The following is a 12,915-nucleotide window of genomic DNA, read 5'->3' as shown; positions in this document are numbered from 1 at the left end:
TCAAACCTTTAGTTCCTTGTTCTTGTTAGCAAATCGCGCTTTTAATAAGGGAGGCGCAATAAAAGTAGTTACTAAAACCATCAACACGATTGATGAAAACAATTCATCAGAAATCACGCCTAATGTTCGTCCAATGGACGCAAACACCAGTCCTACCTCACCACGGGGCAGCATGCCAATACCAATCAACAGGCGGTCATCTTTACGATTCGCACCTAATCCACTGAGTAATTTTCCAATGATTGCAGCAAGAATCAAACCGCTGGATAAAATAATGACGTTCCAGCTGCAGAATGTTTCTAATTTTACCTGAAGACCTATCACCATAAAAAACATAGGGGCCAAAATGGACTCTAGTGGAGAAATTAAATGATGAATGCTTCGATTCTCTGATTGATGGGATTCTTGTGTTTTAAAATAATCATCGTGAATAATTACTCCTGCTGCGAAAGCACCAATAATAGCGGCCAAGTGCACAAACGAAGCCAACCAGGAAAGAGCCATCACAAAAATGAACGATATAAACAGCTTTGATTCCCAGGGCTCAAGACGACGCAATAAATGAACTGATTTACGTAAAAATATTGGCCCTAAGACCAAAGTACCAGCAAAGAACAGTAGAGAAGATATAATAATTCGTACTACCACTCCAAAATCAACAGCATTACTAATTACCACGCTACTAACCACGGCCAATAAAATCAATCCTAAAATATCATCCAACATGGCAGCGCCAAGAATTGTTCGTGCTTCTCGTGTGCGAAGCTTATTCATTTCTTTGAGCACTCTCGCGGTGATACCAATACTGGTCGCGCTCAACGTTGCTGCGATAAATAAATCTGCCTGAGCATGTGACGCGGGTATTAAAAAATAAGCAGCCAGAAATCCCAAAATCATTGGTGCCAGAACCCCAATAAGAGCAACTAAAATGGATTCTTTTCCAGTATGCTTTAGTTCCTCCAGGGAACTTTCCAATCCGACCATAAACAAGAGAAAAATAACACCGAGGCGAGAAAAAATATCCACTATGTAGGCTATTTTAAGATACTCCGTTCCCTCAGCACCGCTTAATGCCTGCGTGATTTGCTGCGCATAAAATGGATTCGGTATCACTGAACTGACAGCTTGTCCGATAGAAACCCCATTTAAAACTTCCTTCATTACATTAAAAATTGAAGAGCCCTCTCGCAGAATAACAATGAGTTGGTTGCCAAAAAAATAACTCACATTCCCTACAATAACACCCATCAATAATTCACCAAGTACTCCGGGTTGATGAAAGAGTCGAGCAATATATCTGCCCATGATGGCAAAGAACAAAATGCACGTTACACCGAGCAAAACTGAGGCTACTGGATCAGCATGATCTTCAGAGCCTGCGGCAAATGCAATCATCGGGCAGATGCTTACTGCAAAAAACCACCATTTAGAACTGCGCATAATTCTGGCCCCCTTTCATGTAATTGATGATATCCGTATTCAACCAGAGTCTGTTGACAATTCAGATTTCGAGGTTCCGCGAACAAGTCGCGAAAAAAAGGCCTGAAAAGAATGAACTGTCAACAGCCCCTAAAAGGTTTGAACTATCCTTATTTTTAATCTCACCCATTGATACATCTTAATTTGCAATTTTATAAGATTGTCGTACCCCATTTTTTCATGCCTCCCCGCCAATGCGGGGATGACATAGATACTGCCTCTACTGTTTAGCCAAAAACAGACAGGTTTCCAAAACAGAATCGGGATTTAAAGAGACACTCTCTATTCCTTCTTTCATAAGCCATTGAGCAAAATCCTGATGATCTGAGGGGCCCTGTCCACAAATTCCTATATATTTACCTGCATTTTTACAAGCAACAATTGCCATATGCAACAGCGCTTTGACTGCATCGTTGCGCTCATCAAATTGACCGGCTACCAAACCCGAATCTCTATCCAACCCTAAAGTTAATTGCGTCAGATCGTTAGAGCCAATTGAAAAACCATCAAAATGCTCTAAAAATTCACTGGCCAATAAGGCATTAGATGGCAGTTCACACATCATAATAACCCGCAAACCATGTTTACCACGCTCTAATCCATGTTGCTTTAAAACCTGAATGACATCACTGGCTTCAGAAACGGTTCTTACAAATGGAATCATGACCTCAACATTGGTTAACCCCATGTCCTCCCGGACTCGTCTGACTGCCTTACATTCCAAAGCGAAGCACTCGGCAAATTGTGAGGAGACATAGCGTGATGCACCTCTGAAGCCCAACATTGGATTTTCTTCATGCGGTTCATACAACTTGCCGCCAACAAGATTAGCATACTCATTGGATTTAAAATCAGATAACCGAACGATCACTGGCTTGGGATAGAACGCTGCAGCTATAGTAGCTATCCCTTCTTTTAACCGTTCAATATAATATTCTACAGGTGAGGAATAGGCGACAGTTTTCTCAGAGATAAATTTCTTAAGTTCTTTGTCCTGCAAGCTGTCAAAATCAAGTAAAGCCCTGGGATGAATTCCTATTGTATTGGAAATCAAAAATTCCAACCGAGCCAAACCGACTCCGGAATTAGGTATTGATTGAAAGGCAAATGCCCGATCAGGATTACCCACATTCAACATCACCTTCATCGGTAATTCAGGCATAGTTTCTACATCGAGTCGAACTTGCTCAAAAGGTAAGAGACCAGCATAAACAATTCCCGTATCCCCTTCTGCACAACTGACCGTGACCTCATCTCCGTCAGTAATGGTTTTCGTGGCATCCCCACATCCCACTACTGCAGGAATTCCTAATTCACGTGCAATAATAGCCGCATGACAGGTTCTTCCTCCTCGATTGGTCACAATTGCAGAAGCACGCTTCATCACCGGCTCCCAATCAGGATCAGTCATATCAGAAACCAGAACATCCCCGGGCTGCACCTTATGCATTTCGCTAATGTCTTTAATGATTTTTGCCTTGCCCTGACCAATACGTTGCCCTATGCTGCGGCCTTCACTCAAGACGGCCCCTTTTTTCAGTAAGGTATAACGCTCCAAAACCTGTTTGCTGTCTCTGCTTTTTACGGTTTCAGGACGTGCCTGCAAGATGTACAATTTTCCATCTTTACCATCCTTGGCCCATTCGATATCCATAGGACGTCCGTAATGCTTTTCAATTATTAATGCCTGTCGGGCTAATTGCTCAACTTCTTCAGCATTTAAAGAAAAAAGTAATTGCTCTGCCGGATCAACTTCTACAGTTTTAACTCGTCTCTCCAAAGAGGGATCATCACAATAAATCATTTTTAATGCTTTACTGCCCAGATTACGGCGAATCACAGCTGGGCGTCCTGCAATAATACCCGGTTTGTGTACATAAAACTCATCAGGGTTTACTGCTCCTTGAACAACCATTTCCCCTAACCCGTAAGAGGAAGTGATAAAGACAACCTGATCAAAGCCTGATTCAGTATCCATGGTGAACATAACACCACTGACAGCCATATCACTGCGTATCATTTGTTGTATCCCGGCCGATAGCGCCACATCACTATGTGCAAAATTATGATGAACACGATACGCTATAGCTCTGTCATTGAACAGTGACGCAAAAACATGTTTAATCGAATCTAAAACAGCATCTATCCCTTTAACATTTAAAAATGTTTCCTGTTGGCCTGCAAAAGATGCATCGGGTAAATCTTCGGCTGTCGCTGAGGATCGGACTGCAACGCTAAAATCATCATGACCGATTCGATCGGCCAACTCGTTATAGGATGCACGAACAGCTTGTTCAAATTCGGGGGTAAAGGGTGTATTTACTATCAACTCTCGAATGTGTTTACCTACTTCAGCCAGTTGACACACATCATCTGTGTCCAGGGAAGATAATTGTTCATAGATTTTCTTATCAAGGCCATCACGAGATAAGAATTCCCGAAAAGAATCCGCAGTAGTTGCAAATCCACCGGGCACAGAAACACCAGCTGAGGATAAATGACTGATCATTTCACCTAGAGAAGAATTTTTACCGCCTACTTGCTCCAGGTCCCGCATTCCAAGTTGCGCCAAATCGATAGTATGTAGTTTAACCGTCATATCAACCCCAAATTCATAAAATGATAGCCATTCTACTTAAATTGTCAGCCTATTGGAATTAGAACCTTCAATGTCTTTGAAAGTTGCTCTAACTGAAGACAAATAAACATGGGGCTGTTGACATTTCATTATATTCAAGCCTACTTTCCGCGACTTGTTCGCGGAATCGATAGATCTTGCTCAAAACAAGAATATATTGCGCCTGTAAAGATTGAATTGGATCCCGCGAACAAGTCGCGGGACGTCGAAACTTGAATTGTCAACAGCCCCATGACAACAATAATAACGCGCCCCGCTCCTTCTTCGGTTGAAATCGTACAAAATGTGATTTTGAAATCGGAATTGTCAATACAGCTTAATTGTGCGTTACTATAAATTGCTGTAAATTTTCAGGATGAACAGGTGCACTTAAGCCTATTCAAAAGTTCAATTATCACAAGGACGTTACCATGTTTAAACGTATAGCACTCATTTCTGTTGCCTTATCTTTAAATACGATCTCCTTTTCAAGCGTAGCCTGTTCTGCCTTGGTTTTTAATAAAAACAAGCCTGCAACTGTTGCAGTCAATTTAGACTGGAAATACAGGGAAGGTACCGTAGTGATTCATCCACGCGATACTCTGATGGTTTCCAATGTTGACAGTCATCAATATCACCCGCTCATTTGGAAGAGCCGTTACGGAAGTGTGGTGTTTCATGGTGGAAACCGCTTTAAATCAGGACCTGCCGCAGATGGAATGAATGAAAAAGGACTCACCGCTTCAGCTCTTATCCTGAGTTCTTCTCGTTATTCAATCAGTAGCGATAAACCTGCATTAAGCACGTCTGAATGGGTACAGTATGTTCTGGATAATTTCCAAAATGTACAGGAAGTACTTGATGACAGTTCCAATTATCAATTGCTCCCCAATACTTACCGTAATGTGGGTATGAATCTTCACCTGATGATCAACGATGCAGAAGGCAAATCCGCCGTTCTTGAATATTTAAATGGCGAATTGGTCATTCACACTCAGGATAATCTAATACCTCCGGTGCTAACCAATATAGACTATGCCTCAGCACTGGCTGTTCTTGATGAGTATGGAGGGTTCGGGGGCAATAAACCTCTTCCCGGAGGATATGATTCCAAATCACGTTTTGTAAGAGCCGCACATTATCTCAAAAAATTGCCTGGTTATGTAGCGAATGAAGAACATATAGCTTATGCCTTCAATAGCTTGGGACAGGTCGCACAGGCGCCAGGAACTTCTTCGCCTACACAATTGAGTATGGTTTTTGATCTCGGTACAAAAACCATCTATTTCCGTAGCATCAATGAAGCCAATATCAGAATGATTCCCATAAACGACATTAACTTTAATGAATTAAAAAGCAGTTTATCTTTAAATTCCTACCAGCATCTCGCAGGGAATATAATCCATCAGTTCAAATCTATGGATGACTAAACAATAAGGGCGGAAAGCGCCCTTATCAATAGAATAGATGGTCTTAGCGTTTCTAGATCCCTATACCGACTTCGGGATTATTACCCGAACCCTCAAATTTGTCCTGTTTTATTGAGCCAGTTATATCCGTATGGCACGCAGCGAGAGCCTTGGAAAAATCTTTAAAGAAATTTGATTCACCAATCATAGCGAGGATTCCTATTTTACGTAATTTTTTCTCAACTGAATCATTAGCGCCACTTAAAAGAACGCGCACTCCACGTTGGTGCAGTCCGGCAATCACTTCCTCCAGAGTTTGCAGTCCGGTGACATCCATGAAGGGCACCCATCGCATTCTAATAATCAAGATTCGTGGGTCTGTATGGGTGAATGCCAATGCCCTCTGAAAAATTTCTACCGCCCCAAAGAAAAATGGACCTTCAATGGCATACACCAACACGCCAGGAGGTAATTCATCCAGGTTTTGTTGTGACAATTCCTGAGAAAGTTCGGCCTGTGACATTTGCTGTACTTCCACACCTAAGGTCATTTGACGCATAAACAAAAGGATGGCAATAATCACCCCGATATTTACAGCCACAACCAAATCGACAAAAACAGTTAAGCAGAAAGTTACCAGTAAAATCGCCACATCCGCTCTTGGCGCCAATTTGATGATTTTAACGAAATGATGAACTTCGCTCATATTCCAGGCAACTACAAATAAAATAGCGGCAAGCGCAGCAAGCGGAACATTTACGGCTAAAGGCGCTAAAAATAAAATAATCAAGATTAACGTCACAGCATGAATTATTCCAGCTAATGGGCTGTTTCCGCCATTACGGATATTGGTTGCTGTACGCGCGATCGCACCAGTTGCAGCAAATCCGCCAAACAAAGGGGTCAGGATGTTTGCTAATCCTTGCCCAACCAACTCTCTATTGGAATTATGTTGCGTACCAGACATACCATCAGCCACAACAGCAGATAGTAAAGATTCAATTGCGCCAAGCATGGCAATGGTAAAAGCTGGACCAACCAGTTCAATAATGCGATCCAGATTTATGGAAGGTAATTCAAAAGTAGGCAAACCCTGGGGAATCCCGCCAAACATAGTACCTATGGTAGCAACACTTTCAAAATGAAATACAGATTGAAAAACCGTTGCGACTACCAAAGCAATCAATGGGCCTGGGACACGTTTTAATCCGGGGATTCTGTTGGAAAAAATAACCATGAATAATGAACATAACCCCAATAGTGCGGTAGGTATGTTTAATTGCGGAAACGATTGGATCAGGTACCACAATTTTTCATGAAAATGTGCACCGGTTGTTGGGGGTAATCCCAAAAAATATTGCCACTGCCCTACCCAAATCACGACAGCAATCCCCGAGGTAAAGCCTATAATGACTGGGCTGGGTATGAACTTGATTATGCCGCCCAGGCGTGCAAGACCAAAAAACAACAACATAAAACCAGCCATTAATGTGGCAATTTGCAATCCTGATATTCCGTATTTGGCAGTAATCCCGGCAAGCACTACGATAAATGCGCCAGTGGGGCCAGCAATTTGCAACCGGCTTCCCCCCATTATCGAAACAACCAATCCAGCAATTATAGCGGTGTACAAACCTTGTTCCGGTTTGGCTCCTGAAGCGATGGCAAACGCCATGGCAAGGGGCAAAGCAACCACGCCAACGATTAATCCAGAAACAATATTTTGTAGCCAATATTTTTTTTGGAATAACCCAGCCTGGTAGGACTCGATAATAGTTTTCATAAAAATGGAACCAACTTATTAGAAATTGCGACTATTATACGCACATGGAACAAAAATGTGTTAATTATGATATAAAATTTCTCACTTTAATTCACATCTTGCCTCGCATCTAATATTATATATGCTTTCTTATTTGGGTAGGCTACCTATGACACTTTCAGCTTTAAACGCAATCTCCCCCATAGATGGTCGTTATATCAATAAAACAAGGTCCTTAAGTCCTTATTTTAGTGAATTTGCGTTAACTTATTTTCGTTTGATGGTTGAAATTCGCTGGCTTGAATCTTTGGCAGCAAATGAGACAATTACTGAAGTACCTCCATTAAACGCGAACTCAAAAGCATTTCTTGCTGCACTTATTGAACATTTTGATGAAGCTGAAGCAGGAAAGATTAAAGAATTAGAAAAGCAAACAAATCATGATGTAAAAGCCATTGAGTACTATTTAAAAGATAAGTTTCAGAATCATGAACAACTCAAATCCATCGTTGGATTCATTCATTTTGCCTGCACTTCTGAAGACATTAATAACCTGGCTTATGCACTTATGGTAAAACAAGCCATTGCTCAGGTTATACAACCTACTCTGGCTGAAATTATGGGCAGCATCACCTTGCTTGGCAAACAGCATTGTGATGCAGCGATGTTGTCCAGAACACACGGTCAACCTGCAACGCCCACAACTATGGGTAAGGAACTGGTTAATTTCGTTGCCCGACTTAAAAGACCTCAGCAACAATTGGCTGAAGTGCTGATCCCTGGAAAGTTCAATGGTGCAGTGGGCAACTACAATGCTCACCTCATTGCCTATCCAGAGGTTGACTGGCGTAAGCATTGCGCTAATTTCGTTACCTCATTCGGATTATCGTTCAATCCCTACACGACCCAGATTGAACCCCATGATGGTATCGCTGAAGTATCGCAAATCATGGTACGAATCAACAATATTCTCCTGGATTACACCCAAGACATCTGGAGTTATATTTCTCTGGGTTATTTCAAACAAAAGACGATTGCCGCTGAAGTAGGCTCTTCAACAATGCCTCATAAAGTGAACCCTATTGATTTTGAAAATGCCGAGGGAAATTTGGGACTGGCCAACGCCCTGTTCATCCATTTTTCCAATAAACTGACCCAATCACGTTTACAGAGGGATTTATCTGATTCTACTGTGTTACGTAATTTAGGCGTGGCTTTTTCTTACAGTTTAATCGCCTATTACTCCATCACCAAAGGTAACGATAAATTACAAATTAATAAAACAGCCCTCGATGAAGATTTAAATTCGAATTGGGAAGTTTTGGCTGAGGCAGTTCAAACGGTAATGCGACGTTATAACGTGCCGGATGCTTATGAACAATTAAAAGCACTGACACGTGGTCAAGGTATTGATGCAGAGAGCCTGAAACATTTTATTAATAATCTGTCCATTCCCCAGGAGGCAAAAGCACAACTCTCTTGTCTGACTCCAGAATCCTATACAGGTCTGGCGATACAGTTAGTTAAGGCCTTTTCATGAACGATACCTTATCACAACAGGGGCAAGCCTTTACATACGATGTTCTTGTTATAGGTACCGGATTAGCTGGATTACATTATTGCCTGCAATTATTGGAAATCCAGCCCCAATTAAAAATCGCATTAATCAGCAAGGCAGAATCAATTGAATGCAATAGCCGTTATGCACAAGGTGGAATTGCTGCTGCCTTTTCCCCTGAGGATTCACTCGAATCCCATGTTTCCGATACTCTGCTAGCCGGTGATGGGTTATGTTATCAACCCGCTGTAGAATTTATTATTCGTCAGGGACCGGACATAATAAAACAACTGGGACAGTATGCCGTTAAATTCAAACAGAACACAAATGGAGAATTTCATCTGGCGAAAGAAGGCGGACATTCGCACAGACGCATATTCAACTGCGGTGATCAAACCGGTTTAACAATAACTCAAACGTTGAACCATTTAGCGCGACAACACAAACAAATTGACTTTTTCGAGCATCACGTAGCAGTCAACTTGATCACTCAGTACCTTCCACACCGAACCGATAATCAAGGAGAGGTTTTAGGCGCTTACATTCTGGATTGCCAACACAATCGCATCCATACCTTTTTGGCCAATTGCGTGATTTTGGCGACTGGCGGCGCAGGAAAAACATACCGTTATACAACCAATCCTATGGTTGCAACGGGAGATGGTGTGGCCATGGCATACAGAGCAGGAGCTCGCGTAGGCAATATGGAATTCTATCAATTCCACCCCACCCTTCTTCATCACCACTCCCTGAATAACTTTTTAATCTCTGAAGCTGTTCGCGGCGAAGGAGCATTACTCAAAAATCCTGAAACAGGCGAACGGTTTATGAAGCAGTATGCTCCTGAACACATGGAACTTGCCACCAGAGATGTTGTTGCCCGAGCAATATTTAGTGAAATAGAACAAAGCCAGGCAGGATACGTTTATCTGGACATTACGCACCAAAGCAAATCGTTCCTGAAAAAACGATTTCCCCAAATTTACTCGACTTTATTGTCTATAGGCATAGAAATGAGCCAGGACATGATTCCTGTAGTTCCTGCAGCCCATTACCAATGTGGTGGAGTATTAACCGACGTTGATGGCCGTACTGACCTGAAACGATTGTATGCTATAGGTGAAGTAGCGTTTACCGGACTTCATGGCGCCAATCGGCTGGCAAGTAACTCTTTGTTAGAAGCGTTGGTCATGGGTGCAAACGCGGCACGATGCACTCTAAAAGACATAGCATCCCCAATTAAGCCAATGGATGCAGTGCCAAACTGGAGTTCACCCGGGGAAGTCAACGCCAGACGTGCCAGTCAAATTAATGCCCAATGGAGAGGCTTACGAGGTGAAATGACTTCTTATGCCGGAATAGTGCGTACTGAAGCAGGTCTTCAGGATCTACTACAATTAATAATGAAACGTAAGAAAATTATTGAAGAATATTACTGGAAGCATTCCATTACACGAGACTTCATCGAGTTAAGAAATATAATACTTAATGCAGAGTTAATCGTCAGAGCCGCCTTAGCACGACGGGAATCGCGGGGAGGCCACTTTAGAGAAGATTTTCCAGGTAAAAACATAAAAGCTCAGGAAAGCATTGCCAAGCTTGGGCCGGTAGATAATTCTTTAGGCTAGAGTTTATTGGCAATTTCGACATCGACCTCCCGCAACTTGATTGCGGGATCCATTTCGATCTTGATGAATACATGATGTTTGTCCCCAATTACATTTGAGGTAGATTTGATGTTTAAAAATTCGACTATTTACCAACCAGAAGCAACCTTGATGCACATCCGAAATGATATGAGCATTTGCCAAAGCGATTATCCAATTGATTGGTATCAGGAAGAGTTCATACCCTATGCCGAAGAATATCAGGCACTTCCAGATCGTAAACTGACCACAGTATTGGAATGGATGAAACCCTATATTAAGAAAGCTCAGGATCATTTCGGCGATAAAATGCTGCTTCTTGCACATTATTATATGGGTGGGGATATTGTTCGATTAATCGAACAGTTCGGCGGTAAAATTGGAGACTCCTATCAGTTAGCCCTTATGGCTGCAAACCATCCAGAAAAATCAGTCATCATCGAATCGGCGGTCCATTTTATGGCGGAATCCATCAGCATACTCGCCAACAAATCACAGCAGGTGTACATTACCAATCCAAAATCAGGATGTACCATGGAAATGCTTGCCAAAGATTTTATGGTTGAACCCGCGTTTATGGATTTAAATGAACGTTATGGCGCTGAAAACATTATACCAGTATGTTATATGAACACGTCTGGTCGAGTTAAGGCGATGACTGGAGCACAAGGAGGAGCAGTGTGTACCAGTTCTAACGTTAAAAAAATATTCCAATGGGCACAAAAGCAAAACAAAAAAATACTGTTTATCCCTGATCAACATATGGGAGAAAACGTAGCTTATTGGTTAGGAATTAATAATCTTGCTTATTGGCCTGGTGGAACTGCAGGTGCACGCTATTCTTTGGCGGAGCAAGACAAGAAAACTCTGGATCAATTCGATAAAGCGGAGTTGATTTTATTTGCCAGCGAATGTGCAGTGCATACACATTATCAGCCAGAAATGTGTGAATACTGGCAGGAAAAAGACTATACCACCATTGTGCATCCAGAGTGTCGTAATGCAGTCATTCGAGTTGCTCAATATTCAGGTTCTACGGCATTTATTTGGGATCATGTCGTCAATGACAGATCGGGCACCAAACGTTATGCCATAGGCACAGAAAATCACATGGTCGCCAACCTGAAACAATATTGTAAAGGTTTAGGAATCGAAGTAGTCAATCTGGCAGAAGCACCTAAAAAGGATGAGGAAAAAGGCATAGGCTGCGGTTGTGCTACCATGTCACGCAATGATCCCCCTCATTTGGTTGCTTTAGTTGATTTGCTGCGCCAGGGTAAAAACATGGCTTACAACGAAGTTAAAGCAGGAGATGTTGTTAACGAATTTACAGGAACCCGAAACAGACTTCCGGTCAATGATCAGCAATGGGTTATAGATAATGCCAAAAAAGCCCTGGAAATGATGATTAATATTACAGAAGACCGAATTTAATCCCAGACAATTCGCTTTACACAATGGAACAGTGGTGTGTACTTAACGTATATGCCCTGTTTACTGTTCTGACTAAAACAAATGAACTCCTGAGCCATTATTCAACAAGTAAAAAGTTCAACATTTTCTTAACTTCAGTGATTGTTGGAGCCGCCAGAGGATACTGGTCTTCCAGATTCAAAACAAAATTCATCACATCACCTGGCGCTTTTAAATCATCTTTAACCTTAAATATCAAAGCGTAGATAAAGTTTGCACTTTGGATGTGTGGATTTCGTTCAGGGCGATCCTTGTCATATAATTGAGGTTGCACCTCTTTATCCCTGATATCTATGAGCTTACGAAGAACCAGTTCTTTAAACGCCTCATCTTTTGGTGAAAGTTCATCCTTTCGATGTTGCACAACATCAGACCTGTCCTGCTCACTATGGTTTAAATGGCTTCCTTCATCTATATCATCCACGACGTATACCCTCATTCAGATTCCGATACGATAATCCAAGTTAAGTATAGCCACAGGCTCAAGTGATTACAAATCAATCAATAGAGATTAACGTTCAGAAGTGTCTGCAACATAAAACTGGCATTGAGTTAATCCTTCTGTACAGACATAACCACCTAATGTATCTATCCAGCTGTTATCAGAGCGTGCTGGAATTTTTGTCAAAACCTGCCACCAGATCGAGTAATCACCTACAGAGTTTCTATAAGTGCAGGTTACTCCCTGACCATATCGGGCAACAAGAATATTTGCTTTTACGAAACGAGTGTTTTCGTCACCTTGGGGTCTGTTCAAAGAAAAAGGATTTTCTACCCATGGAGATGGCGGAACCCCCCATTTTAAAGAGGTCGTGTTGGGATCGGGGCAATGGGTACTATACCCTGCAACACTAAAGGTGAACAAAGTTATTCCTAAAACAAAAGAGCTGGACTTATTCATGCATACCTCATTCAACAAACTTCAAATCAACTATTACTCATATTTTAGGTCATTATTTAATTAAGTGGTT

The 12,915-nt window shown here is 41.8% G+C and carries 9 protein-coding genes; 4 read left to right on the top strand and 5 right to left on the bottom strand.

Features of this window, described 5'->3' with window-relative positions:
* Positions 1 to 1,440, bottom strand: coding sequence for a cation:proton antiporter (locus G543_RS0114170; RefSeq protein WP_028385100.1), 1,440 nt, complete (start codon positions 1,438 to 1,440; stop codon positions 1 to 3).
* 259 nt (positions 1,441 to 1,699) lie between these two features.
* Positions 1,700 to 4,078 carry a phosphoenolpyruvate synthase gene (gene ppsA / locus G543_RS0114165; protein ID WP_028385099.1) on the bottom strand — a complete coding sequence of 793 codons (2,379 nt, stop codon included), beginning with the start codon at positions 4,076 to 4,078 and terminating at the stop codon, positions 1,700 to 1,702.
* Between the two features lie 449 nt (positions 4,079 to 4,527).
* On the opposite strand from ppsA, the gene G543_RS0114160 reads away from it, so the two are divergent.
* Positions 4,528 to 5,526, top strand: coding sequence for a linear amide C-N hydrolase (locus G543_RS0114160; RefSeq protein ID WP_028385098.1), 999 nt, complete (start codon positions 4,528 to 4,530; stop codon positions 5,524 to 5,526).
* A 52-nt stretch (positions 5,527 to 5,578) separates the two neighbouring features.
* Here G543_RS0114160 and G543_RS18080 read toward each other — a convergent pair whose 3' ends face one another.
* Positions 5,579 to 7,288, bottom strand: a complete 1,710-nt coding sequence (locus G543_RS18080; protein WP_081675689.1) for a SulP family inorganic anion transporter — start codon at positions 7,286 to 7,288, stop codon at positions 5,579 to 5,581.
* Positions 7,289 to 7,436: 148 nt separating this feature from the next.
* On the opposite strand from G543_RS18080, the gene purB reads away from it, so the two are divergent.
* From purB to nadA, 3 genes are all read left to right on the top strand, one after another.
* Complete coding sequence (purB, locus tag G543_RS0114150; RefSeq protein ID WP_028385097.1) at positions 7,437 to 8,807, top strand: adenylosuccinate lyase; 1,371 nt, start codon at positions 7,437 to 7,439, stop codon at positions 8,805 to 8,807.
* Complete coding sequence (gene nadB / locus G543_RS0114145; RefSeq protein WP_028385096.1) at positions 8,804 to 10,453, top strand: L-aspartate oxidase; 1,650 nt, start codon at positions 8,804 to 8,806, stop codon at positions 10,451 to 10,453. The genes purB and nadB overlap by 4 nt, the downstream gene beginning before the upstream one ends.
* Positions 10,454 to 10,561: 108 nt before the next feature.
* Positions 10,562 to 11,905: a quinolinate synthase NadA gene (gene nadA / locus G543_RS0114140; RefSeq protein ID WP_028385095.1), complete on the top strand. Its 1,344-nt coding sequence runs from the start codon at positions 10,562 to 10,564 to the stop codon at positions 11,903 to 11,905.
* Positions 11,906 to 12,002: 97 nt separating this feature from the next.
* On the opposite strand, the gene G543_RS0114135 is transcribed toward nadA, so the two are convergent.
* Both G543_RS0114135 and G543_RS0114130 read right to left on the bottom strand, forming a co-directional pair.
* On the bottom strand, positions 12,003 to 12,383 hold the full coding sequence (locus G543_RS0114135; protein WP_133141336.1) for a hypothetical protein: 381 nt from the start codon (positions 12,381 to 12,383) through the stop codon (positions 12,003 to 12,005).
* Positions 12,384 to 12,455: 72 nt separating this feature from the next.
* Positions 12,456 to 12,845: a DUF3757 domain-containing protein gene (locus G543_RS0114130; RefSeq protein WP_028385093.1), complete on the bottom strand. Its 390-nt coding sequence runs from the start codon at positions 12,843 to 12,845 to the stop codon at positions 12,456 to 12,458.
* Between the last annotated feature and the right edge of the window lie 70 nt (positions 12,846 to 12,915).

This window comes from Legionella moravica DSM 19234 (assembly GCF_000423305.1).
Classification (GTDB): Bacteria; Pseudomonadota; Gammaproteobacteria; order Legionellales; family Legionellaceae; genus Legionella; species Legionella moravica.
Note: the sequence above shows the minus strand (reverse complement) of the source record. Positions and strands in the feature narration are given on the sequence as shown.

Coding starts and splice junctions, on each gene's coding strand:
- ppsA (WP_028385099.1), bottom strand. CDS start 4,078: ATGACGGTTAAACTACATACTATCGATTTGGCGCAACTTGGAATGCGG.
- purB (WP_028385097.1), top strand. CDS start 7,437: ATGACACTTTCAGCTTTAAACGCAATCTCCCCCATAGATGGTCGTTAT.
- G543_RS18080 (WP_081675689.1), bottom strand. CDS start 7,288: ATGAAAACTATTATCGAGTCCTACCAGGCTGGGTTATTCCAAAAAAAA.
- nadB (WP_028385096.1), top strand. CDS start 8,804: ATGAACGATACCTTATCACAACAGGGGCAAGCCTTTACATACGATGTT.
- G543_RS0114160 (WP_028385098.1), top strand. CDS start 4,528: ATGTTTAAACGTATAGCACTCATTTCTGTTGCCTTATCTTTAAATACG.
- G543_RS0114135 (WP_133141336.1), bottom strand. CDS start 12,383: ATGAGGGTATACGTCGTGGATGATATAGATGAAGGAAGCCATTTAAAC.
- nadA (WP_028385095.1), top strand. CDS start 10,562: ATGTTTAAAAATTCGACTATTTACCAACCAGAAGCAACCTTGATGCAC.
- G543_RS0114170 (WP_028385100.1), bottom strand. CDS start 1,440: ATGCGCAGTTCTAAATGGTGGTTTTTTGCAGTAAGCATCTGCCCGATG.
- G543_RS0114130 (WP_028385093.1), bottom strand. CDS start 12,845: ATGAATAAGTCCAGCTCTTTTGTTTTAGGAATAACTTTGTTCACCTTT.